23 protein-coding genes are annotated in these 26320 nt (G+C 62.8%); 3 read left to right on the forward strand and 20 right to left on the reverse strand.

Translation table 11 applies throughout. The features are described 5' to 3' along the window. Positions 1-29: 29 nt before the first annotated feature. From QRN54_RS24310 to QRN54_RS24355, 10 genes are all read right to left on the reverse strand, one after another. Positions 30-1532 (reverse strand): glutamate synthase subunit beta, encoded by a 1503-nt coding sequence (locus tag QRN54_RS24310; protein WP_285183234.1) that lies wholly within the window; start codon positions 1530-1532, stop codon positions 30-32. Continuing rightward, positions 1525-6024: a glutamate synthase large subunit gene (gene gltB / locus QRN54_RS24315; RefSeq protein ID WP_285183236.1), complete on the reverse strand. Its 4500-nt coding sequence runs from the start codon at positions 6022-6024 to the stop codon at positions 1525-1527. Before gltB ends, QRN54_RS24310 begins: the two co-directional genes overlap by 8 nt. Positions 6025-6157: 133 nt before the next feature. Continuing rightward, positions 6158-6970 carry a TM2 domain-containing protein gene (locus tag QRN54_RS24320; protein WP_165639873.1) on the reverse strand — a complete coding sequence of 271 codons (813 nt, stop codon included), beginning with the start codon at positions 6968-6970 and terminating at the stop codon, positions 6158-6160. A gap of 126 nt (positions 6971-7096) precedes the next feature. Beyond that, positions 7097-7522 carry a TM2 domain-containing protein gene (locus QRN54_RS24325; RefSeq protein ID WP_030536756.1) on the reverse strand — a complete coding sequence of 142 codons (426 nt, stop codon included), beginning with the start codon at positions 7520-7522 and terminating at the stop codon, positions 7097-7099. Then, positions 7519-8592 carry a prolipoprotein diacylglyceryl transferase gene (gene lgt, locus QRN54_RS24330; protein ID WP_180279703.1) on the reverse strand — a complete coding sequence of 358 codons (1074 nt, stop codon included), beginning with the start codon at positions 8590-8592 and terminating at the stop codon, positions 7519-7521. The genes QRN54_RS24325 and lgt overlap by 4 nt, the downstream gene beginning before the upstream one ends. Beyond that, a complete protein-coding gene (trpA, locus tag QRN54_RS24335; protein WP_003944010.1) occupies positions 8589-9392 on the reverse strand; it encodes a tryptophan synthase subunit alpha in 804 nt (267 codons plus the stop codon). Before trpA ends, lgt begins: the two co-directional genes overlap by 4 nt. Beyond that, positions 9389-10738, reverse strand: a complete 1350-nt coding sequence (gene trpB / locus QRN54_RS24340; RefSeq protein ID WP_007728699.1) for a tryptophan synthase subunit beta — start codon at positions 10736-10738, stop codon at positions 9389-9391. The genes trpA and trpB overlap by 4 nt, the downstream gene beginning before the upstream one ends. A 74-nt stretch (positions 10739-10812) precedes the next feature. Continuing rightward, the gene (gene trpC / locus QRN54_RS24345; RefSeq protein ID WP_003944016.1) at positions 10813-11622 is read right to left on the reverse strand and encodes an indole-3-glycerol phosphate synthase TrpC; all 810 of its coding nucleotides are present in this window, start codon (positions 11620-11622) and stop codon (positions 10813-10815) included. A 125-nt stretch (positions 11623-11747) separates the two neighbouring features. Beyond that, positions 11748-12452 carry a TIGR02234 family membrane protein gene (locus tag QRN54_RS24350; RefSeq protein WP_030536757.1) on the reverse strand — a complete coding sequence of 235 codons (705 nt, stop codon included), beginning with the start codon at positions 12450-12452 and terminating at the stop codon, positions 11748-11750. Further along, positions 12449-14035, reverse strand: coding sequence for an anthranilate synthase component I (locus QRN54_RS24355; RefSeq protein ID WP_007728697.1), 1587 nt, complete (start codon positions 14033-14035; stop codon positions 12449-12451). The genes QRN54_RS24350 and QRN54_RS24355 overlap by 4 nt, the downstream gene beginning before the upstream one ends. 57 nt (positions 14036-14092) lie before the next feature. Here QRN54_RS24355 and QRN54_RS24360 point away from each other — a divergent pair, with 57 nt between their 5' ends. Next, the gene (locus tag QRN54_RS24360) at positions 14093-14551 is read left to right on the forward strand and encodes a peroxiredoxin (RefSeq protein WP_030536758.1); all 459 of its coding nucleotides are present in this window, start codon (positions 14093-14095) and stop codon (positions 14549-14551) included. A gap of 40 nt (positions 14552-14591) precedes the next feature. On the opposite strand, the gene QRN54_RS24365 is transcribed toward QRN54_RS24360, so the two are convergent. Continuing rightward, positions 14592-15374, reverse strand: a complete 783-nt coding sequence (locus tag QRN54_RS24365; RefSeq protein ID WP_003944012.1) for a dioxygenase family protein — start codon at positions 15372-15374, stop codon at positions 14592-14594. 174 nt (positions 15375-15548) lie between these two features. Here QRN54_RS24365 and QRN54_RS24370 point away from each other — a divergent pair, with 174 nt between their 5' ends. Beyond that, positions 15549-16058 (forward strand): MarR family winged helix-turn-helix transcriptional regulator, encoded by a 510-nt coding sequence (locus QRN54_RS24370; protein ID WP_030536759.1) that lies wholly within the window; start codon positions 15549-15551, stop codon positions 16056-16058. A gap of 28 nt (positions 16059-16086) precedes the next feature. On the opposite strand, the gene QRN54_RS24375 is transcribed toward QRN54_RS24370, so the two are convergent. Then, entirely contained in the window at positions 16087-17625 is a 1539-nt protein-coding gene (locus QRN54_RS24375) for an FAD-binding protein (protein WP_285183242.1), read from the reverse strand. A 220-nt stretch (positions 17626-17845) separates the two neighbouring features. Between QRN54_RS24375 and QRN54_RS24380 the strand changes: the two genes are divergently transcribed. Then, on the forward strand, positions 17846-18436 hold the full coding sequence (locus tag QRN54_RS24380) for a TetR/AcrR family transcriptional regulator (RefSeq protein ID WP_003943994.1): 591 nt from the start codon (positions 17846-17848) through the stop codon (positions 18434-18436). Here the strand turns inward: QRN54_RS24380 and QRN54_RS24385 are convergent. From QRN54_RS24385 to QRN54_RS24420, 8 genes are read right to left on the reverse strand one after another with little or no spacing between them, the layout of a single operon-like run. Then, a complete protein-coding gene (locus QRN54_RS24385; RefSeq protein ID WP_285183243.1) occupies positions 18433-18900 on the reverse strand; it encodes a hypothetical protein in 468 nt (155 codons plus the stop codon). The two genes, QRN54_RS24380 and QRN54_RS24385, sit on opposite strands and share 4 nt — an antisense overlap. Beyond that, positions 18897-19433, reverse strand: a complete 537-nt coding sequence (locus QRN54_RS24390; RefSeq protein WP_285183244.1) for an Rv1363c family protein — start codon at positions 19431-19433, stop codon at positions 18897-18899. The genes QRN54_RS24385 and QRN54_RS24390 overlap by 4 nt, the downstream gene beginning before the upstream one ends. Next, positions 19400-20719 (reverse strand): MCE family protein, encoded by a 1320-nt coding sequence (locus QRN54_RS24395; RefSeq protein ID WP_285183247.1) that lies wholly within the window; start codon positions 20717-20719, stop codon positions 19400-19402. The genes QRN54_RS24390 and QRN54_RS24395 overlap by 34 nt, the downstream gene beginning before the upstream one ends. Then, complete coding sequence (locus tag QRN54_RS24400) at positions 20716-21849, reverse strand: MCE family protein (RefSeq protein ID WP_285183248.1); 1134 nt, start codon at positions 21847-21849, stop codon at positions 20716-20718. The genes QRN54_RS24395 and QRN54_RS24400 overlap by 4 nt, the downstream gene beginning before the upstream one ends. Next, positions 21846-23108 (reverse strand): MCE family protein, encoded by a 1263-nt coding sequence (locus tag QRN54_RS24405; RefSeq protein ID WP_030536765.1) that lies wholly within the window; start codon positions 23106-23108, stop codon positions 21846-21848. The genes QRN54_RS24400 and QRN54_RS24405 overlap by 4 nt, the downstream gene beginning before the upstream one ends. After that, positions 23108-24130 (reverse strand): MCE family protein, encoded by a 1023-nt coding sequence (locus tag QRN54_RS24410; protein ID WP_030536766.1) that lies wholly within the window; start codon positions 24128-24130, stop codon positions 23108-23110. The genes QRN54_RS24405 and QRN54_RS24410 overlap by 1 nt, the downstream gene beginning before the upstream one ends. Then, a complete protein-coding gene (locus QRN54_RS24415; RefSeq protein ID WP_285183252.1) occupies positions 24127-25149 on the reverse strand; it encodes an MCE family protein in 1023 nt (340 codons plus the stop codon). Before QRN54_RS24415 ends, QRN54_RS24410 begins: the two co-directional genes overlap by 4 nt. After that, on the reverse strand, positions 25146-26315 hold the full coding sequence (locus tag QRN54_RS24420) for an MCE family protein (RefSeq protein WP_285183254.1): 1170 nt from the start codon (positions 26313-26315) through the stop codon (positions 25146-25148). The genes QRN54_RS24415 and QRN54_RS24420 overlap by 4 nt, the downstream gene beginning before the upstream one ends. Between the last annotated feature and the right edge of the window lie 5 nt (positions 26316-26320).

Genomic DNA, 26320 nt, shown 5'->3' on the forward strand with positions numbered 1-26320 from the left:
CACTTTCTGTACTTACTCGATTCAGTTGGTCAGCTCACGAACAGCGGAAATGCCTTTGGATGAACCGGAGCCGGAAGCGCCGACTCGCCTGTGAGAAACATGTCGACGGCACGTGCGGCCGACCGTCCCTCGGCAATCGCCCACACGACCAGCGACGCCCCGCGATGCGCGTCGCCGCAGACGAATACGCCGGGTGTCCGGGTCTGCCACCCGACATCACACTCGATTCTGCCGAGTGGATCGGTGCCGACATCAAGGTCGGTGAGCAGCGGGGCGGTTTCGACGCCGTCGAAACCCAGAGCGAGCAGGACCATCTCGCACACCAGATCCGTCGTGTCGCCGGTCTCCACCAGGGTCCGTTGTCCGTCCTTCGCTCGTGACACGGCTACCGGAACCATCCGGATTGCGCGGACCGCACCCCCACCGTCGTCGAGAAATTCCTGCGCCGCCCATCGGAATCGTTTGTCACTGCCCTCCTCGTCCGCCGGCGAGGTGCGCAGGACCCGCGGCCACAACGGCCATGGGTCGCGATCTCGATCGCGGCGTGCCGGAGGTGGGACGTGGTAGTCCAATTCCGTCACCGAGAGCGCACCCTGGCGATGCACCGTGCCGAGGCAGTCGGCGGCCGTGTCGCCGCCACCGATGATCACGACGTTTTTACCTCGCGCCGAGATGCTCGACGCACCATCACCCTCGCATTCGCGGTTGGCCGCCCGCAGATACGTCATCGCACGATGGATTCCACGAAGACTACGACCCGGTACGTCGGTGTCTCTGACACGATCAGCCCCGACCGCCAGGATTACCGCCTCGAAATCCGTCAGGAGGTCGTGCGCGCTCACGTTCACTCCGACGGCGCAGTCGGTGACGAATCGGGTCCCCTCGGCGGTCAGTTGGTCCAGCCGCCGGTTGATGAGGGCCTTGGGCAACTTGAATTCAGGAATTCCGTAGCGAAGCAGTCCCCCGATCCGATCGCTCCGCTCGAACACCGTGACACTGTGTCCGGCTCGTGTCAGTTGTTGAGCCGCGGCCAGTCCCGCCGGTCCCGAACCGACAACCGCAACACGGTTTCCGCTGTGAACTACCGCAGCCTGCGGCCCCAACCAACCCGACTCCCAGGCGTTGTCGACAATCGCCTGTTCGATGCGCTTGATGGTGACACCCCCCGACGTGTGCTCGTCGTCGAGTGCGAGAACGCACGCCGTTTCGCACGGTGCGGGGCACAGATGTCCGGTGAACTCGGGGAAATTGTTGGTGGAATGCAGATTCTCCGAGGCTTCGGACCACCGTCCACGCCGAACCAGGTCGTTCCATTCCGGAATGAGATTGCCGAGCGGACACCCTACGTCGGCCGAATGGCAGTACGGCACAGCGCAGTCCATGCAACGCGAGGCCTGTGCAGATACGTCTCGATTTCGCACGACGGGATCCAGCGACTCGTATACCGACGCCCAGTCGCCGACACGCACATCGGGCGATCTGGTCGGTGCGTCGGATCGTTTCACGTTGAGGAACCCGCGTGCGTCAGGCATGAGCCGGCTCCACCAGTTCGTTCTCTTCCACGACCTTCCGGTAGTCGACAGGCAAGACTTTGGTGAATCTCGGACTCTGGCCAACCCAGTCGTCGAGAAGTTTCGCAGCCACCGGCGAGCCGGTCGCAGCGAAATGCTCGCCGAGAATGTCGACCAGCTGACGACAGTCTTCCGCCGAAGGCCGCTCCAGCACGACCATGTCGCGGTTGACCTTCTCTGCCTTCACATCGAGTACGAAGGCAATTCCGCCCGACATTCCCGCAGCAAGGTTCCTACCGGTTGGGCCGATGATGACGACGCGACCCCCGGTCATGTACTCACACGCATGGTCGCCGACGCCTTCCACCACAGCGACCGCACCCGAGTTTCGCACCGCGAATCGTTCCCCGACACGCCCCCTGGCATAGAGCGCACCGCTCGTAGCGCCGTACAGCAGCGTATTGCCGGCAATCACCTGCTCCTCGGCCACGAAGGGTGCGTCCTCACTCGGCCGAAGCGCGATTCGTCCACCCGAGAGCCCCTTTCCCACGTAATCGTTTGCATCGCCGACAACGACCAGCGAGATGCCCGGTGGCAGGAACGCACCGAGTGACTGGCCTGCCGTTCCACGGAGCACGACGTCGATGGTGCCGTCAGGTAGCCCGACGGCGCCGTAGCGTCTGGTCACCTCAGCGCCCAGCCTCGTTCCCACCGCTCGATCCGTATTGTGTACTGGCAGTTCGATATGCACCGGTCGAGCGTCCTCGAGGGAGTTCGCAGCCAACTTGATCAGGGTGCGTTCGAGTTCGCTCGAAGTAGGTACATACGGTTGGAAGGCCGCGCCGGCCGGCGCGGCCGGAACGTCGAAGAGTGGTGAGAGGTCCAACGTGCGACTCTTCCAATGTGCCACCGCCGGAGACATTTCCAATACGTCTGCGTGCCCCAGAGCATCGTCGATACTTCGAAACCCCAGTTCTGCCAACAGCCGTCGTACGTCGTCGGCGATGAAGCGAAAGAAGTTCTCGACGTACTCGGGCCGGCCGGTGAATCGCTCGCGCAGTTCGGGATTCTGCGTCGCTACTCCGACAGGGCAGGTGTCGAGGTGACATACCCGCATCATGACGCACCCGGCCGCGATGAGTGGCGCCGTGGAAAACCCGTACTCCTGCGCCCCCAGCAACGCGGCGACGACGACGTCCCGCGCCGTGCGCAAACCCCCGTCACACTGGACGACGATCCGATCGCGTAACCCGTTGAGCACCAGGGTCTGCTGAGTTTCGGCCAGCCCGATCTCCCACGGCGTACCCGCGTGGTGGATGGACGAGAGTGCCGCAGCACCCGTCCCACCGTCGTGACCGGAGATCAGCACCACGTCGGCGTGCGCTTTGGCCACACCTGCCGCAACAGTCCCGACTCCGACTGCGCTGACCAATTTCACGTGTATCCGCGCACGATCGTTTGCGCATCTGAGGTCATAGATCAATTGGGCGAGATCCTCGATCGAATAGATGTCGTGGTGCGGGGGCGGAGAAATGAGCCCGACCCCAGGCGTCGAGTACCGGGTTTCCGCGATCCACGGGTACACCTTGGACCCCGGAAGCTGCCCTCCTTCACCGGGCTTGGCACCTTGGGCCATCTTGATCTGAATGTCGGTGGCATTGACCAGGTAATCGCTGGTCACCCCGAAGCGCCCACTCGCGACCTGCTTGACTGCGCTTCGACGCTTGTCGTCACGCAACCGCTCCGGCGACTCTCCGCCCTCACCGGTGTTGGAACGCCCGCCGAGAGCATTCATCGCAACCGCCATCGTCTCGTGCGCCTCCGCAGAGAGGGAACCGTAGCTCATCGCACCGGTGTTGAATCGAGCGAGAATCATCTCGATGGGTTCGACCTGATCGAGCGGAATCGGCGGACGAACCTCACACCGAAATCGAAACAATCCCCGCGGTGTTCCGCCCTGCGCGCTCAGTCGATCGACTTCATCGCTGTAGCGGCGAAAGATTTCACTTCGCCCCGTCCGGGTCGCATGCTGAAGGAAGAACACGGATTCGGGTGTGAACACATGCAATTCACCATCGCGGCGATACCGGTACTGTCCGCTGTCGGTCAACTGACGATTGTCGAACTGACGATGCTGCACTGCGGACGACGAGAACGCAGCCGTGTGGCGCATCAGAACTTCGCGCGCGACTTCGGTGATACCGATCCCGCCGATCCGGCTCCGTGTGTTGCAGAAGTATTCGTCGACCAACTCTCGACCCAAGCCCGCGGCCTCGAATACCTGTGCGCCCGTGTAGGAGTGAACCGTAGCGATTCCCATCTTCGACATCACTTTGAGCACGCCGAAATTTGTTGCTCTCAGGTAGTTGTCCGACGCAGTCTTCGGATCTATCCCGGGAAGTTCGTCCTGCTCGCTGAGGGCTTGGACAGATTCGAGAGCAAGATACGGGTGGACAGCCGCCGCACCGTAGCCGATCAGCAGCGCGATGTGATGAACTTCGCGCGCGTCACCCGAGTCGACGACAAGGGAAACCTTGGTCCGCAGGCCATGACGAACCAGATCGTGGTGCACGGCTGATACTGCGAGCAATGACGGAATGGGAGCCTGCTCAGGGCCTGATCCACGGTCGGAGATCACCAGAATCTCGATTCCGGCTTCGGCGGCTGTTCGGGCGGACTCACGAAGCCTCTCGACGCCTTCGGTGAGACTGCCCCTCGGATCGAAACCTGCGCGAAGGACAGCGCTTCTCGGAGTTCTTGCGCCGTATAGTTCGGCGACCTTCGCCATCTTCCCCGGTCCGATCACCGGTTTGTCGAGAACAATCCTTCGGCACGACAGCGCCGACGCTTCGAACAAGTTCTGCTCAGCGCCGAGGGTGACACCAAGCGTAGTGACGACTTCCTCGCGAATCGCGTCCAAAGGCGGGTTGGTCACCTGAGCAAAGAGCTGAATAAAGTAGTCGTACAACAGCTTCGGCCGATCCGAAAGAACGGCGAGAGGCGTGTCGACACCCATCGATCCCAACGGCTCCGATCCTGAGCTTGCCATCGGGACAAGAATGTCCCGCACGTCCTCGGCGTGGTATCCGAAGAGCAACTGCCGTTGCAACAGCGGAGCCGGATCGCCTCGGGCAGGCGCAGTCTCGGGGATTTCCTCGAGGTCGACCAATCCCCCGTCGACCCAGTCCCGGTAGGGGGCTGTGCTCGCGAGTTCGGACTTGATCTCCGCATCGGAAACGATCCGATGGCGAGCGGTGTCCACGAGAAACATGCGTCCCGGTTCGAGGCGCCCCTTCTCCAACACCTCGGACGTGGGAGCGTCGAACACACCGCTCTCACTGGCCAACACGATACGGTCGTTCTTCATCCGCCACCATCGCCCTGGGCGAAGACCGTTGCGATCCAACACGGCCCCGACAACAATGCCGTCGCTGAACGTCACGGACGCCGGACCGTCCCACGGTTCCATCAGACAACCGTGAAATTGGTAGAAGGCCTTTATCTCGTCGGGCATCGAAGAATCGTTCTCCCAGGCTCCGGGAATCATCATCGCGATGGCGTGTTGCACACTGCGGCCCCCGAGCGTCAAAAACTCCAGTACTTCGTCGAACGACGAAGAGTCGGATCCTCCCGGGGTGCAGATCGGAAACAGGCGATCGATGTCCCCACCTAAAAGTGTGCTCCGCAGCATCGGCTCGCGAGCGCGCATCCAATTCCTGTTTCCCACAATCGTATTGATCTCGCCGTTGTGGGCGATGCAGCGATACGGCTGAGCGAGTGGCCACGACGGAAATGTGTTCGTGGAGTATCGACTGTGCACGACTGCCAACGCAGTTCGCATTCGGTCGTCGCGTAGGTCGGTGAAGTAACCGGGTAACTGCGTCGGCGTCAGCATGCCCTTGTACACGATGGTTCGGGCGGACAACGAGGGGAAATACACTGCAGTGTTGGCACAGTGAATCCGCTCGACCTGTCTCCTGAGCGCAAACACTCGTCTGTCCAAGGCAATTCCGCCCACACTACGATCTCGCGACTCGGCGCACGTCACAAAACACTGACTGACGTACGGAGCGCACTGCGCGGCAACGGTTCCGACGCAGTCTCGGTCGACCGGCACCTCTCGCCACCCGATAATCCGCAGTCCTTCTGCCGCTGCGTACCGGTGTATCCGAACTACCGCGCGCCAACGTGCTTCCTGATCCACCGGGAGAAAGCAGTTTCCGGCCGCGTAGGTGTTCTCACCCATCGCGTTGGGTGGTGGAAGCTCGAACCCGGTCACCGCGTCGAAGAACTCCGTCGGCAGCTGAATCAGAATGCCCGCGCCGTCTCCGCTGTTGGATTCGCGCCCAACTGCGCCGCGATGGGAGAGATTGCCCAGGACCGCGAGCGCATCGTCGACAATGGAATGCAGGTGGCGTCCAGAGGTGTCTGCTACCACGGCTACACCACACGAATCGGTTTCCTGATCGGGGTCGTACAGGCCCCGAGGTTCAGGTATTCGAGAAAACAGCACTCGGCGACCTCCACGCGGACATGCAGCCGACGTGCGCTAGTTTATCAGCCCATAACCGCAGGTCGCGAGAGCAAAACGGTGACCCCCTGATACCGAGGCATCAGGGGGTCACACTTGCCGACGGTCGTTTCGATCAGCTACGCAAAGGGCGGTTGTACTGATCGCGCACACTGCCGGTCAACATCATGATTCCGTCGATGAGCGGCCAGATGCCACCGATTCCACACGTCAACCAAGTGACCGCGATCTGTGCGACAGCCATGCCGGGCTGGTTGAGATAAAAACGTCCTGCACCGAATCCGCCGAGCAGAATGCCCAGCAATCCGGCAGTCGTCTTCGACTTGTCCGAGTACGGTTCACCGGTCATCGGGTCACGTCCGTATGGTGCGGACGGGTCGACCAGGCCGTAGCCAGGCTGAGGATAACCCTGAGCTTGTGGGTACCCCTGAGGCTGACCGTAACCCGGCTGTGAGTATCCCGGCTGGGGGTAGCCCTGCGGCGGAGCCGCGTAGGGATTCGGAGTCTGATCTGCCGGTGCACCGTAGACGGGACCGTCCGTCGGGGTTTGGGTCGGGCTCGAGTAGTCAGGCGCCGGATAGTTCTGGGCGGCGTAACTTTCCTGCGACGTGTACGGCGCTGTCGGCTGATTCGGGGTGGAATCAGAATCGGCAGCGGGAAACGCTGTGGTCGATTCGGTTCCGGTCGGCGGCGGGTAGATGGGGTGGTTTCCCCACCCCGGACCGTTTCCGACTCCCGAATACGTGTCCCAGCCTGGACCGGTGCCGGTGGTCTCCGTCGACGGCGTCTTTTCGGTGGGTGCCGAGGTTTCCGTCAACGACGCATCCGCCGTCGCGTCGTAGTCGAACGGCGACCCGAACTGCGGTGGAACCGGCGGCTGTGATCCAGACGAGTCCCCCGACTCGGAAGGTTCCGGATTCTTGTTCAAGTTAGGCAACGTACTTTCCTTCGATTCGACGACGGTACGTAATAGCTTTTGTTATCGGACTTCGAGAAGGTTCGACCTTCTCGAGGCCAGTCCCCCACACATGTTTCCTCGGTTCGCGCTCGCGACTCATCCTCGCAATGGCCGGCGAGCACCGTCCCGCGCATTGCCCGAAAGTATCACGATGCCGTCGACGAACGCCCAGATCCAGATTCCGATCGCAAATGGAATTCCGATGAGGAACGCCGACATGAACAGCGCGAAGAACATGCCGAGCAGTTGGCACAATCCGATGCCGACACTTCCGATATAGAGGCGCCCGACTCCACAGATTCCGAAGAAGCCCAGCAAGATCTGCAACAGTCCAGCGGTGGCCTTCGACTTGTCGGAATACGGTTCCCCGGTTACCGGGTGCCGACCGTACGGGGCGTAGGGATCTCCGAACCCGTACATCGATGGAGGCGGCAATGGCTGCTGATATCCGTACGGATTGGGCGCGCCGTAGACCGGTCCCTGATCCTCGGGGAATCCCCCCTGCGAATAGGGACCTGTCACGGCTTGTCTTTCTTCGACAGCTTCACCGCGTCCGACGACTCATCCGACGCTGCCGTGGAGGCGCTTGCCTCACTGGAAGCGGATTCAGCAGCATCGGATTCAGAATCTTCAGCGTCGGCGACTTTCGCGTCGGCCTTCGCCGAATCAGTTTCGGTAACTGGCGCCGCGACTCCTGCTTCGCCGGCAGCTACCGCAGCGACGTAGTCCTTCGACTTCAAATCAGCCGGATCCTCACGACCCTTCTTCGCCAGGAAGAAGTAAGCCAGTGCGGCGAAGAACACGATCCCCGAAGTGAATGTGTTGACGCGAATGCCGGCGATCTCGTAGGCGAAATCGTCGCGCATCAGTTCGACGACGAACCGGCCCAGGCAATAGCCCGCGACGTACAGAGCAAACAGGCGTCCGTGGCCGATCTTGAATCGGCGGTCGACGAGGACCAGCAGGATCACGATCAGGACGTTCCACACAGCTTCGTAGAGGAACGTCGGGTGAACGACCCGAATGACTTCTCCGTTGGAGACACCTGCCAGTTGATCGAGCTGGCCGGAAGAGTTCACACGCTCGAAGATCTCGAGGCCCCATGGGACGGTGGTCTCGCGACCGTACAACTCCTGGTTGAAGTAGTTGCCGATACGACCGATGGCCTGCGCGAGCAAGATTCCGGGCGCAATCGCATCACCGAGCGCGGACACCGGAATGCCGCGTCGACGGCAGCCGATCCACGCACCGATGCCGCCGAGGAACACTGCTCCCCAGATTCCGAGGCCTCCCTGCCACACCTTGAGTGCGTCGAGTGGCTGACCGTTCTCGCCGAAATAGGCGGGCCAGTCGGTCAAAACGTGGTAGAGCCTGCCACCGATCAGACCGAAGGGAACGGCCCAGATCGCGATGTCGAGAACGGTCCCCTTCTCGCCGCCGCGGGCGACCCAACGACGATCTCCCCACACGATCGCGACGATGATGCCGAGGATGATGAAGAGCGCGTAGGCGCGAAGCGCCACCGGTCCGACGTACCAGACGCCTTGGGGCGGGCTGGGGATATAGGCCAGCAGGTCCACAGTTGAGGTCACGACGCCACGGTAGCCGAGCGGACGCCCTCGGCGAGTTCTTCGGTGAGCGAGCGAACCGCTCCCAGGCCGTTCTCGACCGCGGAGACCAGAGCCGAGCCGACGATGACGGCATCGGCGTATGCCGCGATTTCGGCAGCCTGTGCGCCGGAGCGAACTCCCAATCCGACGCCGACGGGAATGTCGGAATGCGCGCGGATTCGTGCGGTCAGTTCCGGAGCCATCGAAGACACGGCGTCGCGAGCGCCGGTGACACCCATCGTCGAGGCCGCGTAGATGAATCCACTACTCGCATCGAGTGTCATCGCGAGTCGTTCTTCCGTCGAGGACGGAGCGACAAGGAAGATCCGGTCGAGGTGGTGCTCCTCGGATGCTTCCATCCAGGCGCCGGCTTCTTCCGGAATGAGGTTGGGGGTGATCAGTCCGAGCCCGCCGGCGGAAGCGAGGTCTCGTGCGAACTTGTCGACGCCGTACTGCAGTACCGGGTTCCAGTACGTCATCACGACGGCCTTGCCGCCGACCGAACTGATCTGCTCGATCACGGTGAAGATGTCGCGAAGGCGAACGCCGTTGGTGAGTGCGGTTTCGGCTGCACGCTGGATGGTCGGACCGTCCATGACCGGATCGGAATACGCGACACCGACTTCGATGATGTCGCAGCCACCGTCGACCATCGCCTTGAACACGTCGATCGATTCGGGAACGGTCGGATAACCGGCAGGCAGGTAACCGACGAGGGCGGCACGCTTGTCAGCCTTGCAGGCGGCAAAGGTGGGTGCGAGGCGTGATGGTCGTTCGCTCACTTGTCCGAGCCTTCCGTGTTGTCGTTCTCGTCTGCTGCATCATCCGGAGCGGCTGCCTGACCTGAGGCGCCGTCGAAAAGACCGAACCAGCTTGCGGCGGTGTCCATGTCCTTGTCACCGCGACCGGAGAGATTGACGACGATGATCGCGCCCTCACCGAGTTCTTTGCCCAGTCGGAGTGCGCCGGCGACGGCGTGGGCCGATTCGATGGCCGGGATGATGCCCTCGCGGCGCGAGAGCAGCAGCAGCGCATCCATGGCTTCACTGTCGGTGACGGGTTCGTAGGTCGCGCGCCCGATATCGCTCAGGTAAGCGTGCTCGGGTCCGACGCCCGGGTAGTCCAGACCAGCAGAGATCGAGTGCGATTCGATGGTCTGACCGTCTTCGTCCTGGAGGAGGTAGGAGTAGGCACCCTGGAATGCACCAGGGGTACCGCCGGCGAACGTTGCTGCATGCCTTCCGGTTTCGACACCGTCGCCGGCCGCTTCGTAGCCAACCAGCCGTACCGACAGATCGTCGATGAACGGGTGGAAGATTCCGATTGCGTTGGAGCCGCCTCCGACGCAGGCTGTGACTGCATCGGGCAGGCGGCCGGTCAGTGCCTGAACCTGGACGCGTGTTTCGAGGCCGACCACTCGCTGGAAGTCCCGAACGATGGTGGGGAACGGGTGCGGGCCTGCCGCGGTACCGAAGCAGTAATAGGTGTTGTCCGCGTGGGAAACCCAGTCGCGCAAGGCTTCGTTGATCGCGTCCTTGAGCGTGCGCGAACCGGTCTCGACCGAAACGACCTCCGCGCCGAGCAGGCGCATGCGTGCGACGTTCAGTGCTTGACGTTCGGTGTCGACAGCACCCATGTAGATGACGCACTCGAGACCGAGCAGTGCACAGGCGGTTGCCGATGCCACACCGTGCTGGCCCGCTCCGGTCTCGGCGATGATGCGGGTCTTGCCCATACGCTTTGCCAGCAGAACCTGACCGAGAACGTTGTTGATCTTGTGAGAACCGGTGTGGTTCAGATCTTCACGCTTGAGAAGGATGCGCGCACCGCCGGCGAACTCGCTCATTCGCGTTGCCTCGAAAATCGGCGACGGGCGCCCGGTGTAATCGCGCTGCAAGCGGTCGAGTTCGTTCAAGAACGTGTCGTCCGCTCGAGCCTTTTCGTACTCCGCAGTGACTTCGTCGATAACCGCCATGAGGGCTTCCGGCACATGCCGTCCGCCGTAGACGCCGAAATGGCCTCCGGCGTCGGGATCGTGGGAGCGCTCGGTGAGTCCCGCGCTGGCCGGCGGCAGATTGCCGCCCTTGAATATTGCACCGGAGCCTGGTTCCTGAGTACGTGAAGTCACCCCACCAGTCTGCCCCAACGGTGTCGCTGGTCACCGCCCGGGTGCATCAAAGCACGCCGGGCGGGTGAAGCGATTTATCGAGACGGTTTGGGGCAGGACGGGTGCGCACCTGCATTGACCAGATCTGCGACGGCCTTGCGAGGGTCGCCGCTGGTCACGAGGCCTTCACCGACGAGCACTGCGTCGGCGCCCGCCCCGGCGTACGCCAACAGATCGGCAGTTCCGCGAACACCGGACTCGGCAATCTTGATCGTCTCGGTCGGAAGACCGGGAGCGATGCGACCGAAGGTGTTCTTGTCCACCTCGAGAGTCTTGAGATTGCGGGCGTTCACACCGATCACCTTGGCGCCGGCTTCGAGCGCGCGGTTGGCTTCTTCCTCGGTGTGCACCTCGACGAGGGCAGTCATTCCCAGAGATTCGGTGCGATCGATCAACGAGGCGAGCGCCTGCTGCTCGAGTGCCGCGACGATCAGCAAGATGACGTCGGCGCCGTGAGCGCGAGCCTCGTGAATCTGGTACGGCCCCACGATGAAGTCCTTGCGGAGCACCGGAATGGTGACCGCTTTACGGACTGCGTCCAGGTCGGCCAACGAGCCGTGAAAACGGCGCTCTTCGGTGAGAACACTGATGATGCGTGCGCCACCGGCTTGGTACGCCGCGGCAAGCTCAGCGGGATCGGCAATGTCGGCCAACGCACCCTTTGACGGGCTCGCTCGCTTGACCTCGGCGATGACGCCGATGCTCGATTCCAGAAGTGCTGCTGCAGCATCGAGTGCAGGCGGTGCAGCGGCCGCAGCAGCCTTGACTGCAGCGAAGTCGAGTACGGCTTCGCGGGCGGCGACGTCAGCGCGCACCCCGTCGAGAATCGAGTCGAGTACGGTCATCGTGGCCCGAATCCTTTCTGGGCAAGAGCCCGATGTGAGATACGTCATCAGGGTGGTCTCAGCCTAGTGGGACGAAATTTTGCTACTCCGTCGGGGTACCCACGCAGGTGAGGGTTCAGTCTTACTCAGTGGGACGACCCCGGTTTCGCGCCGTTGTCTCCCCCAACTCCGTCGTCCCCGTCAGTCGCTGTCGGGTCCTCTCCGGCGTCGAGCGCATCCCACAACATCCGTTGTGTCACAGGCTCGTCCGATGCAGGTTTGTCTCCCTGACCAAGCTTGGCCGCGGCCTCGCGGCGCGCGGCAGGGTTGTCGTATTTCGACGACAACCCGCCTCGCACTGGAGGTTTGCGCATCAGAAGTACTGCCGCACCGAGCGCCGCCACCGCTCCGACCAACGCAAGCAAGGCAGGCAGTACCGAAACAGTCGTCGAGAGGTCTTCCGGGTGACCGGACAACTCGGCCAACTCCACCGCTCGGTCCGCAGAGGCTCCGGACACCAACAACTGCACTGCCGGAACCGCTACCGCGACGGCGACGAGGGCAACCAACAGTCCGACTACCCGAAGTGCCCAACCTCGCACCGCAAACGACGCCGCGATCGCCGCCAGAAGCGCGAGCGCGAGCGGAGTCATCGCCGCCGCCCAGGTGCTGCCGTCGAGATCCGTCGTCCTCTCCAGCGTCTTGCCGTCGCTCGAGGTCAGATGAACCCACGTCATTCGTGAGCTGCCCCACAGAGCTGCTGCCGACAACGCCAGCAGAAGCGTTCTCGGCACGGCGGTGCCACGAGAAACGCTTGTAGGCTCCGCTGCACTCGACTCGTTCTCACTCACTGATCGTCACCTCCGATGGTGCGCAGGGTGTGCGCCGACGCAATCGCGCTCAGCACTGCCATCGCCTTGTTGCGGGCCTCGGTGTCCTCGTACACCGGATCCGAGTCGGCGACGACACCGGCGCCCGCCTGGACGTATCCAATCCCGTCCTTGATCAATGCCGTTCGGATCGCGATCGCGGTGTCGGCGTCGCCGGCGAAGTCGAGGTAGCCGACGATGCCGCCGTAGATACCGCGCCTGGTCGGTTCCAGTTCTTCGATCAGCTGCATCGCTCGGACCTTGGGTGCCCCCGAGAGGGTTCCAGCGGGGAAGCATGCGGTGACGGCGTCGAGAGCGTGCTTTCCCTCGGCCAGATGACCGGTGACGGTCGATACGAGATGCATCACGTGGCTGTACCGCTCGATGTGCCGGTAGTCGTGCACCTTCACCGTGCCCGGGCGACAGACACGACCCAGATCGTTTCGCCCCAGATCGACGAGCATGAGGTGCTCGGAGTTTTCCTTCTCGTCGGCGAGGAGGTCCTTCTCGAGCAGGATGTCGTCCTCCTCTGTGGCACCGCGCCATCTGGTTCCAGCGATCGGGTGTGTTGTCGCGACGCCCTCAGCAACCGTGACCAGTGCTTCCGGGCTCGAACCGACGATCGAAAACGCCGTCTCTCCATCACCGTTCGGCACGTTGAGCAGATACATGTACGGGCTGGGGTTCGACGCTCGCAGCATCCGGTACACGTCGATCGGCGCTGCAGTGCAATCGATCTCGAATCGCTGCGAGAGAACTACCTGGAATGCCTCGCCCGCTTCGATGTCGCCGATCAACTTTTCGACGTCGACACCGAAGCTCTCGGTGGTGCGCTGACGGCGGTAGTTCGGAGTCGCTTTCGAAAATGTCGACACCGTCGATTTCGCCGGCGCCGCGAGAGCACGAGTCATCGCGTCCAACCTGGCGACTGCGTCGTCGTACGCCGTGTCGACGCGCTCGTCCGTGCCGTCCCAGTTGACGGCATTGGCGATGAGGGTGATCGCCCCTTCGTGGTGATCGACTGCGGCGATGTCGGCGGCAAGCAGCATGACCATTTCGGGGATCTGCAGGTCGTCGACCGCGGAGTCACCCAATCTCTCGAGGCGCCGCACCGCGTCGTAGCCGAGGAATCCGACCATTCCGCCGGTCAGCGGGGGCAGGTCGGGCAGCCGCTCCGAACGAAGCAGCTCGAGGGTGGCACCGAGCGCGTCGATCGGGTCGCCGCCGGCCGGAGCGCCGGCCGGAACGTTGCCGTACCAGGCCGCCTCTCCGTCCACGACGGTCAGTGCAGCCGGACTCCCGACGCCGATGAACGACCACCGCGACCACGAACGACCGTTCTCGGCCGACTCGAGCAAGAAGGTGCCGGGACGATTGCCGGCCAACTTCTCGTACGCCGAGAGCGGAGTTTCGGAGTCCGCCAACACTTTCCGAGTGACCGGAACGACCCGGTGCTCAGCTGCGAGAGCTCGGAACTGCTCCCGGGTCGTGGTGGAATCGGACGCGTCACCGACGATCGCGGTGTCGGATGACCGTGCGGACATGGAGGTGGGCTCGCCGTGCATGGCTCCATCATCCCAGGCTCCCCCATGTGGCCGTCGTGCGCGGGTAACCTCGGCCGAATGAAACCAGGCCAACTCGCTCCCGATTTCTCACTGCCCGACCAGGACGGGACTCCGCGCTCGCTGACGAGCCTGCTCGAGAACGGACCCCTGGTCCTCTTCTTCTACCCGGCAGCCTCGACGCCGGTGTGCACCGCCGAGGCGTGCCACTTCCGTGACCTCGGCAGCGAATTCGCCGCGGTGGGCGCTTCGCGAGCGGGCATCAGCACCGATACGGTCGAAGCTCAGTCCACCTTTGCCACCGCACAATCCTTCGACTACCCCCTACTCGCCGACACCGAGGGCAAGGTAGCCGAACAGTTCGGCGTCAAGCGCGGACTCCTGGGCAAGTTGGCTCCGGTCAAACGCTCGACCTTCGTGATCGACACCGACCGCACCGTCCTCAAAGTCATCTCGAGTGAACTACGCGCCAACACCCACGGCGACCAGGCGCTCGAGTTCCTTCGCAATCGAAGCTGACCCACCTGGGCGACCTGATTCTCTGCGCGATTTGAAATCTCTAGGCGACCTGAATCGAGCGCTTCGCAAGCCCCATCCAGAATCCGTCGATCACCTGGGTGGGCACCTGTTCCGGATCGGATGACGCACCGAGCGTGACGAACAACGGGGCGAAGTGCTCGATGGTCGGATGCGCGTACGGCATCCCGGGAGCTTGAGCGCGGAAGTCGATCAAGGAATCGACGTCACCGGCAGCGAACCTCTCCCCTGCCCACGCGTCGAATTCCGCCGACCATCCCGGGGCCTGCGCCTCCGGTGACGGATCGCGCAGGAACGGTAGCCCGTGCGTGGTGAATCCGGATCCCACGATCAGTACACCTTGCTCACGGAGTGGCCGTAGGCGCTGTCCGAGATGGAGCAAACGCTCGGGATCGAGGGTGGGCAGCGAAATTTGCAGTACCGGGATGTCTGCGTCCGGGTACATCACCGTGAGCGGCACGTAGGCACCGTGATCCAGGCCTCGATTCGGCTGCTGAACCACGCGTTCGTTGTCCGGCATCAACGCGGCAACCTGGGCGGCGAGTTCCGGAGCGCCGGGAGAGTTGTACTTCGCGCGGTAGAACCTCTCGGGAAAACCACCGAAGTCGTAGATGAGCGGGGTGCCCGTGGTCGTCGATCCGATCGTCAGCGGTGCTGATTCCCAGTGCGCCGATACGACGAGGATTGCCGTCGGCCGCGGAAGATCGCCGGCCCACGCCCCCAACTGGTCGACCCACAACGCGCTGTCCACCAGCGGCGGAGCACCGTGGCTGAGATACAGCGCAGGCATGGTTGTGGTGGACATACGGACTCCTCGGGATAGACATTCGTCGTAAGTTGAAGATTCAACCTAATATAGAACTCAACACTTGCGTCCCGCAACTATTCCCCGCAGGATTCTTCTGGACATGCGTCTGAGACGCTGTACACAAGCACGCTCCGTGCACGAAGAATGCTCGACCCGAAGGAGAAGTCACCGATGAGTGAACCGACCGCGCAGCCCGACGCGCAGTCTCAGACGAAGTGGCTCACAGCCGAGCAGCAAGAAGCATGGCTGACACTGATCGCTCTCGTGACACGGTTGCCTGCCGCACTCGACACTCAACTACAACGCGATTCGGCACTCACACACTTCGAATACTTCGTACTCGCGGCACTCTCGGACGCCCCCGACCACAAGCTCCAGTTGTCGGTACTGGCCCAGCGCGCGAACGCGTCCCTGTCCCGCCTCTCGCACGTGATCACGAAGATGGAGAAGGCCGGCTGGGTGAAACGGGAAGTCATTCGTGGCAGCCGCGGCTCCAACGCAGTGCTCACCGACGAGGGAATGGCAAAGGTGGTCGCGGCCGCACCGCCGCACGTCGCCTCAGTTCAAGGTCTCCTCTTCGAGGGCCTCGACGATCGCCAGGTCGCCCAGCTTTCGTCGTTGGGTACAGCAATGCTCACCCAACTGGACAAGGGAATCGCCGCCGGACTCGGCAAGGCCTGACCACATCCCCGAGACGAGCGACTGATGATCAAGACGGCAGCTTCGCGAGGTCGAGAGCAGCCAAGTGACTGAACAGCATGCTCGCTCCGATCGGGTTTCCACCGCCGGGGTACGTAGTCCCGCTGGCCGCTGCCATCGTGTTCCCCGCCGCGTACAACCCGGCAATCGCCGTACCGTCGGCTTTGAGCACCCTCCCGGTCGCGTCGGTCCGTAGACCACCTTTGGTCCCGAGGTCGGAGATGCCGAAAGCGGCAGCGTGAAACGGCCCTTGATCGATCGGTACGAGCGGCGAAGCCCCCTCAGAGAAGGCGCGGTCGTACGCAGTGTCTCCTCGACCGAAGTCCGTGTCGACGCCAGTCGCCGCAAACGCGTTGTATCGCTTCACGGTCTCCACCAGTTCCGCTGTGGGAACATCGATCTGGGCAGCGAGGTCTTCGAGTGTCTGTGCACTCTTCCACAACCCCGCAGCCACATACTGCTCCGTCTGGGCCATGGGTACGTTGGGTGCCTTCACCGGCGGCACTGCGCCTTCTCTGTTGTCGTAGATCATCCAGTACGGCGTGGTTACTTTCCCTGCCCGCATGTGTTCGATGACAGCGCGACCCAAGCGGTCGTACGGCGCTGATTCGTTGACGAATCGACGACCGTCGTCGTCCACGAAGATTCCGCCGGTGAACCACAGCGCAAACGCGGAGCGCCCATCTGGATGGGTGAGTCCCGGCGACCACCAGGCCTCGCCCATCAGGTCGGTGTCGGCACCCGCGGCGACCGCCGCCTGGTGCGCCTTCCCGAGGTTGCCGGGGCAGCCCATCGTGTCGAGAGCGGATCCGGGGACACCGAATTCGGCACGCATGGTCTCGTTCTGCTCGAATCCACCGGCGGCGAGGATCACTCCTCTGCGTGCCTGAATGGTTCGACGCCGACCATCTCGGTCGACGACGGCTCCGACCACCACCCCGTCCTCGACAACCAGTTCCTCGAGAGTGGTCTTCAGGTGCATGGTGGCGTTCGGGAGTTCCGCAAGAGCCAACAGGAATCGACCGATCAACGACTGGCCGCCGACGAGGTACTTCGGCAACTTCTCCCCCAGCCGTTCCGTCGCCAGCGGCGGACGAAGCGAATCACGAAGGGCACCCAGCTTGTTCGCGTTCATCGGCTTGGGAACAATGTGCCGTCCACTCGCTCGAGCCTTGGGCTCTTCACCGAAGTAGTCGGGCCACGGCAGTATCTGAAACTCGAAGTTCGAGTCCTCTTCGAGGTAGTCGATCAACCCGGCGCCACCTCGAACGTAGGCTTCCTGAACGTCGGCGGGCGTACGATCACCCACCACTGATCGGTAGTACTCCAGCGCATCCTCGATGGTGTCGTCGTCCCCGCCCCGACGAAGAACGGCGTTGCACGGGAACCACATTCCGCCGCCGCCCGAGTACGCCGTTGTTCCGCCGTACTTGTCGGTTGCTTCGATCGCAATGACGTCGAGGCCTTCGCGGGCTGCCGTGTACGCGCCGGTGAGTCCGCCGCCTGATCCCACAGCGAGTACGTCGCACGTCTCGTCCCACTTCGTCATCGTCAGCCTCTCTGATTCTGGGCACAGTTTCCGAACATGTTCTAGAAATCGTTCTAACACATGGACTTAGCGATCGCGGGGGTTCGAAATTCTGTCCCACCGAGCGGGAGCGAGACATGACGCCGAGCGGGAGCGAGACATGACGCCGAGCGGGAGCGAGAACGAGCAGCGATAGCGCACACTTTGCTCGCACGGGTCTGATCCCGTAGTGTCTGGACACATGTCTGGTAAGACCAAGTTCGAGTCCACTCGCCGCAGACTGACCCAGCAGCAAGCCGAAACCGTCGATCGATTGACCGCGGCAGCGATCACGGTCCTGCGCGACAAAGGGTTTGCGGATCTGACCGTGCGGATGGTGGCAGCGGAAGCCGGTGTCGCCGCGGCTACGGCGTACACCTATTTCTCGTCCAAGAGTCACCTTGTGGCAGAACTGTTCTGGCGCCGACTCGACGCGGTACCGCACGAGCCCTCCCCCGAGGCGGAACGAGAAGCGCAGGTCTGCTCGGTCCTTCGAAGCGTCGCACTCCTCGTTTCCGACGAACCGGAGCTGGCCGCGGCCGTGACCACGGCGATGATGGGCAACGATCCCGACGTCGAACACCTTCGGGGACGTATCGGCAAGAACATCCGCGAGCGGCTCATCGAGGCGCTGGGGCCGTCATACGATCCCGACGTACTCGAAGCACTCGAAATCTCCTGGTCCGGAGCGCTTGTCCGAGCCGGCATGGGTTACGAGTCCTATTCGCAGATCGCAGACCGGCTCGAAGTCACTGCCAGGCTGATCATGGCGGGCCGCGACAACCTTCACTAGACGGGGGTCATGGCACTCACCAGCCATGTGCCGTCGACTCGATCGAGTGTCACCTCGACTCGGCTCGACGTCGACGCTGGTGCCGGCCGCGCGATACTCGTCGCGATCTGATCGACGAACAGGAGCAATTCCGCTCGGTCTGCAGCAGCGGAGAGCACTCCGACATCGACTACTCGCGCCTTCGTGCTGATTCCTTGCTCCTTCGACTGGGGTGCAACGGTTTTCGATCCGAATTCAGCGAAGCGGTCCTGAAATGTTCCACTTGCGCCCTCGGCAGCATGTGCAAGATCCTCGTCCACCGTGTCGCTGTTGTAGCTCAAGAGATTCTCGACGAGCATCGGCGCCACACCGATCACCTCGGCACGTGCGGTTTCGGCGGCTGCCGAACGGTGGTGACTCCAGAGCAGAGTCCCGCCGGCTCCCACCAAGATCAGCGCTGCAAACGCCAAGACCACGCGCTTCACGGGACGAACTCCACACTCGACATCAGTATCCGCCCGTCAACTTCATCGACACCGACGCGAAGACGGTAGGTTCGCGCCGAAGACTCTCCCGCTGAATTGGCGACCTGAGCCGATGCCGCGATCAGTACCACCCCCGAGGTTCCGGATTCCGATGCCAGGGCTGCGGTGTCGACACGACCGTCGGAATCGACGGCAAAATCACGGATGGACGCGACGAACGCAGATTCGCCGGACTTCAGTTCGTCGGCAAAGGTTCCCGTACTCAGGGCCTGTAGCGTCTCGAGGTCCTCGTCGAGCGTGGCGGAGTGAACGTCGATCAGAGCGAGGGCTCCTGCGACCGCACCGTCGACGTACTCTTGACGCTGGGTCTCGCGCGCCCGGTCGGATCGTACTGCCAGAGCACCGAAGACCACAACGACGCTCAGAGCCGCGAGTGCAATCCAGACCAGGGCAGTGAGTACACCGCGCTTCCCTCCGACCGGATCCAGCACCTCACCTCTCAGCGATTCGTCGGCGTCAGCAACTGTTGCCACGGCTCACCCTCCCCCGGGCCGGAGTCAGCTGGAGCCAACTCCGTGTGTTGATAGTCGACTCCGTCAGGCCCGGTGTACAACTCGCCGGGCGCATTGGTCCCCGACGGCACGTACGCTTCGGGGCTCCGGCAGATCTCCGGGCTCGGTGCTCGTTTGCCCGGTACCTCCATGCAGGGAATGTTCCGAGATCCACGAACGGCGAAGACCGAGTTCTGTGGCACTTTGCAGTACAGATCAGCCGGGGTGTCCGGCACACTCGTCTGGGTCGGGTCCCGTCGCTGATCGGCCGGAAGGTAACCGGTCGAGCACGCCGCAGGGTCCTGCGCTTGGAGATGGAAGTTGACGTTCGCGGCGCCGTCCACCTGCCCGCGTTGTACGACGGTTTCCTGTGCCGCGACCAGTGGCGGCAAGATGACGAGCACCTGCTCCAACCCGGCGTTGTACGTCAAAGCCACCTGAGCGGTGCTGGTGAAATTGGCAAGCAGCACAGGCAAAGTGGGTTTGAGGCCTTGAAACAGCAGGTCGGCTTCAGTCGCGAAGCCCGGTCCGGTCTCGAGGATATTGCGCACGGACCCGTCGGCGACCTCCAACTGTCCACTGAGTTGAGCGACACTGGACGCCCACTGGCGAATCTGATCGCCCGTCACCACCTGTGTCTGCAGGAGCGGATCCAACTGCTGTACGAGCGTCGTGGCCGGGGTTGTGGCAGCAGACATCTGATCGACGAACGAGGTGGTCGAATCCAGCAGACGAGCCAGATCCTCTCCCCTGCCTCCGAAAGCTGCCGCGGACTCGTCGATCACCGATCGCAACTTTTCCTGCGGTACCGATGCGAGCATCGCCTGCGCCTGATCGAGGACCGGTCCGATCTCGGTCGGGATCGTGACAGCGTCGGGGCCGATCACGTCTCCGTCGGCCAGAAACGGTCCGTCCGCGGTTCTCGGTTGCATGTCGACGTATTGCTCGCCGATGGCCGACACACTTCGCACCGCTACTGCGAGCCCGCTGGAGGGAACGGGAACCGCACTCTCCAAAGATAATTCGGCGCGTACCACTCCCGGAGACAGACGCACCGATCTGACCTGACCGATGGTGTCGCCGCGATAGGTCACGTTCGCGTTCCGATACAGGCCACCGGCGTCCGGCAGTTCGACTGTCACCGAATAGCGCCCGATTCCGAGCATGGTCGGAACTCTCAGGTACGAGATAGCCGCTGCGCTCATGCCTATCACCGCCAGGATCGCGAAGATCGTCAATTGCCTTCGCACCAACTTCGTGAGAATCATCGTCCACCTCCCTGGGCGGGCTGCGCTGTGCCAAGTGGGCCGGGCTGCCCTGTGCCGAGTGGGGCGGTCAAGGGATCGACCAGTACTCCGTTCTCCACCGGAGTTTGCGGCGCCCCGAACGGCGTACCGAAGCCGAGACCTGACTGGAGGCGATTACTCGTGAGGTCGATCAGCGCCCACAGATTGGTGTAATCGCCGCGCATTCCGTCGTCGATGGTCGTCTGGGGGAAGGGGAAGGTACTCAGGTTGCCCAAATTGTTGATCAGGTCCGGTCCTGTTTCGACCACCTTCTGCAGCGTCAATTCCAAGGCGCTCAAATTGGCTTTCAAATCGTCGCGGGTCCGGTCGACCAGATCGGTCCCGACGTCCCCGAACCTGCCGACCGCATCGAGGGCGGTGGTCAGGTCGACGCGTTGGGCGCTGAGTTCCGCCAAGGCCGGATCAAGGGTCTCCAACGCCTCACCGAGAACGTCTCGCTGAGCCGTGATCTCGCCGGCGAAGACGTCGAGATTCTCCATGGTCGTGACCATCGCATCACGTTGGCGGTCGAGTGTTTCGGTCACGGTATCCATCTGACTCAGCAGGTCGCGCGCCGCATCCGTCCGTCCGCCGAGCGCCGTGTTCAGCTCCGTGGTGATGCTGTGAATCTGAGCGAGCCCGCCGCCGTTGAGGACCAATGACAGTGCCGTCAACGCTTCCTCGGTGGTGGGATAGACGCCGGCCGACGCGAGGGGGATCACCGATCCCTCCGACAACCGCCCTTCCGGCGCAACATCGGTAGGCGGCGCAAGCGCAACGTGTTTGGACCCGAGCAGGCTGGTTTGGCCGATCTTGGCAGTCGCATTGGCGGGCAGGGACACCGAACCGTCGAGTGCAACCGTCACCCGTGCGTGCCAGTTGTCGGTCTCGATCGCACTGATACTTCCGACCGTCACGTCGTTGACCATGACCGGAGAGTTGGGACTTATCGACGTGACGTCCGGCATCTCGATCACGACTGCGAAACTCCCCTCACCGCGCCCAGCCGCGCCTGGCAGCGAAACCGAATTCAGCCCGCTCCATTGGCAACCCGCCAGAACCAGCACGGTGCTCGCCCCCACACAGACTGTCACCCACCTCCGGGTAGTCATCGGGGTTCCGTCGACGGCATGAGCAGTCCGGCCAGGTCAGGCGCCGGGGGCATGATCGGAAAGCTCAAGGCGCCAGTCGGTTCCAGATCAGGCTCGCTGTACACCAGTTGGTCCGGAAGAGCCCCGAGCGCCCGGGTCGGATTGATGCTCAGGTCCGGGTAGTTCGCCTTGATCGTGTTGAGCAACGGGCCGAGGTATTCGATGCACAAATCCGCGCCCTTCTTCGAGGTGTCGTTGGCCAGGCCGGCGATTCCGCCGCAGATCAAGTCGATCGGGTTGCCGACGTTCTGGAATGCGGGCACACCCACCATCGCTCCTTGGGCCGGCCGGTAGACGTTGTAGTAGTTCGACAACGCTGTCGGAGCCAGATGCAGTACCTTCTCGAGACCTGCGCGCTTGTCGACCAATACCTGGGACACGTCGGCCAACTTCGCGATCTGCTCCGTCAAGCCGGTTCGGTTCTGTTCGACGAACCGCTGTACGTCGACGACGGCGGCGTCCAGATCGGCGAGAGCCGGAGCCAATTGCGTCCGGCTCTCGGCGAGCACACTCGAGACATTTGCCAGTCGTCCTTGGAACTGAACGATCTGTTCGTCGCTTGCGGCGAGTGCGGTCGTGAAGGTCTGCAGGCCGCGGATGGTGCCGAACAGATCGGCTCCGCCTTCGTCGAGTGTGCTCATAGCCTCCGAGAGTTCGGTCACCGAGCGCCCCAGCGCTTCCCCGTTGCCAGCCAGTGCGGATCCGGCACCGTCGAGGAAGTTGGCGGCGGGACCGCGATCGTCGCCGACGGGGCCCAAAGCGTCGGCAGCCCGGCCCAGCTGTTCCTTGATCTGGTCCCACTCGACCGGGACGGCCGTTCTGTCGAGTGGGATCTCCGCACCGTCATTCAGTGCGTCGGCGCCGTCCGTCACCGCCGGCGTCAACTGCACGAAGCGGGCCGAGACCAGCGACTGGGCAACGATCACCGCTTTCGCGTCCTCGGCGACGGGAACCTCGCGCGCCAATTTCAGTTCGACGCGCATTCGATCTCCCTGTGGGGCGATCGCGGTGACGCGGCCGACGTCGACTCCCACGACACGAACGTCGTCACCGACATACAGACCGGTCGTCGAGGTGAAGTAGGCCGTCACGTTGTAGTAGCGCAGATGTTGCACCGCAAGGTATCCCGACACGACGACGATCGCCGCACCGATGACGCTTCCACCAACGACGGCGATTCGGCGCCAGTTCACCGGTTTGCGAACTCGTAAGGCACCCATCATCGAACCTCCGGAATCGGTAGCGGCGCAGGTGGTAGCCCGAACATCGCGTTGATCAACGGTTGGGTGTATTGCGCCGGCACCAGGTTCTGGACGTAGGCGTAGTAGAAGGGGCCGCTGGCCACGGTGTCACCGAGCGTGCCCACGTACGTACCGAGACCGTCGATTCCCTGAGAAAGGTTGTCCTTGTTGTTCTGCAGAATTCCGACAACCGTGTCGAGTTTGCCGAGGACCGGCTGCAATTGCGCCTCGTTGTCGTGGACGAGTCCGCTCAGCTGGGTCGACAACGCCGAGATGTTCGTGATCACTTCCCCCAGCGCCGCCTGTCGCCGATCCAGTTCTCCCAACAAGGCGTTGCCGTCGACGAGTAGCGCGTTGACCTGTGGTCCACGCTCGGCCAGCGTCCCGGCGACGTCGTTTGCATCGGACAGCAAGGTGCGCAACATGTCGTCGCGTCTATTGACGCTGTCGGAGATCCGTGCGACACCGTCCAGCGCCGGCCTCAGGTTCGGCGCACTGTCGGACATCACCTGCCCCACTGCGTCGAGCGATTCGGAGAGTTGGTCGAGATCGATGTCCTCGACCGTCGTGGTGAGGTCACCGAGCACGTCGGGCAGCGAGTACGCCGATCTTGTTCGCTCGACCGGGATCTCGCCGCCGACCGCGATCCTTCCCGGACCGTCCAGATCGAGCGATACCGCTCGCTTGCCGAGCAACGACATCGTGGTGACGGCCGCCGATGTGCTTTCTCCCAGACCGATCGAGCCTTCCAGTGTGAAATCCACGCGCGCGAGTCCGTGCTCGACCTCGATCCGATCCACCGTTCCGATCTTCACTCCGGCGGCGTTGACTTCGTCTCCCGGCGCGAGACCGCTGGCGTCGGCGAACACCGCGCTGTACCCGACACCCGATTTCAGGAACTGCAGATTCTGATACTGGAGCGATGCCAATACGACGGCGGCCGTGACGACCAATCCCACGACCCCCACGCGTACGGCCTGGCTCTGTGCCATCTCTCTCATCGTGGTGCGCACCTTCCGGTCGTCTGATCCACCAGGTCGACAGTGAGCGGCGTACCGTCGGCACCGTCGACCTTCAGTGCGATTCCGCACAGATAGAAGTTGAAGAACGACCCGTACGAGCCGACTCGGATCAGCTGCTTGTAGTTCGAGGGCATGGACGCGAGAATCCGATCGAGCTCACTCTGTTGCTCGATCAGCGGATTCAGGCTTGCGTCCAGCTTCGACAGGTTTCCCGCGATGTCCGGGCGAACTCCGGCGAGGAGATCGGCGAAGGTGCCTGATGCGGTGTTCACACTCTCGACGGCAGTCCCGATCATCTCCCGGTCCGCCGTGAGCCCGCTGACCAGCTGTTGTAGGTGATCGAGAGTGTCACTGAACTGACCACCGCGGCTGCGCAATTCGCTAAGCACACCGTCGAGGTTGCCGATCACTCGACCGATCAGTTGGTCGCGGTCTGCGAGAGTGTTCGTAATCGATCCGGTGTGCGCCAGCACCGATGCCACAGTTCCGGACTGGCCTTGAAACACCTCGAGCAAGGACATCGACAACGCGTTGACCTGCTCCGGGTCCAGGGCTTGAAACAGCGGCTTGAAACCACCGAGTAGCGCATCGAGGTCGAGTGCCGGTGCGGTGCGATCGACGGGGATGCTCTCGCCCTCCGGTTGCGGTTCCGCGATCCCCGGATCGTCGAGCAGTTCGAGGTATCGATTACCCACCAGATCCTGATATCGAACAGCGGCTCTGGTCGATACAGTCACGGTGTCACCCGTATCCACACTGAAACTCACGTGGGCACGGTGATTCCCACCGAATTCGACGGAGCCGACAGAACCGACCGGCACACCGGCGATGCGCACCTTGTCGCCGGCTCTGAGCCCGGAGGCGTTGACGAACTCCGCCGAGTACGACCTCGCGTCGCCACCTCGCATCTGGCCGAACACGAGGATCAGCCCGGCGTTGACGAGGATCATCACCAGAACAAAAATTCCGAACTTGACGGTGTACCCACGAACTTTCATCGGATCTCCGTCCCGAACAGGTAGCTCATCAGATCCGGGACCGTGTTCATCGGTTGCCCACCATTCGGCTGACGCTCGGGCGCAAACGGATTCACCCCGGTGTCGGTCACCAGGTACGGAGCATTGACGTTCGGGTCGCGCAGTGGAAGGCCCATACACTGCGGGCCACCTGTTGCCGCGACCTTCGGGAGGTCGTCGGGATATCGGTACGGTTCGGTTCCGGCGATCAGACCGATCGACATCTTGATTCCTGGTTGTCCGTTGTAGGCGCCGTCGCCGATCTTCTTGCTCTCCTGCAGTCCCTGGAACATGCAGGGAATCACCGGGGAGTATTCCTCGAGCAGTGCGGTGGTCGGCCGCAGTAACGACAGAACGGTGTCGATACCGTCGGCGTTTTCTCCCAGTACATCTTCTCCGGTGCGGGCGACCCCGATCACGTTGAGCAAGAGGAGATCAAGATTCTGCTGCTCGTCGAGAACAGTGGTTCCCGTCGTCGTGAGCGAGTCGAGTGTGTCCATCAAGTCGAGAACAGCGTCGCGGTAGGTCTGTGTGACGGCTGGTAAATCCGTCAACACATGATCGAGAGCCTCACGTGCAGTGTTGAATTCGAGCAAGGAGGAATCTGCTTGTTCGAGTGCGACCCCGAGCCGTTCGCCGCGTCCTTGCAGAGCAGTCGAGAGGGCACCCAATGTCGAATCGAGTTTGCCCGGGTCCACCGTCCGGAGCACGGTGGTGAGTTTCTCGAACACCGTGTTCAGCTCGACGGTCACCCGGGATGCGTCGATCGTCGCTCCGGCGGCAAGTCGCGCACTACTCGGCTGCTCCGGCGAGGACAGGCTGACGAACTTCGCGCCGAAGGCCGTGTTCGACGTGATCGCCACATCCACGTTTGACGGAATCGATTCGAGCGCTTCGGGATCGATCGACAACGACAGTTGTGCGGTGGCGTCGTCAGTCGGCGTGATGGACTCCACCGAGCCCACGGTCACCCCGGCCATCTTCACCCGCGCGCCCGGATCCATCACGAGCCCCGCGCGCTCCGCGATCACCGTGATCGGGACGCGAGCGACAAACACCTGGTTGAAAGACGCGACCGACAAAGCGATGACCCCGACGACCGCCGCAGCCAAGCCCAGAGCAGCCAACTTGTAGCCGTATCTGTGCACGCAGT

It is taken from the genome of Rhodococcus sp. MEB032 (assembly GCF_030208925.1).
Lineage (GTDB): Bacteria > Actinomycetota > Actinomycetes > Mycobacteriales > Mycobacteriaceae > Rhodococcus_F > Rhodococcus_F qingshengii.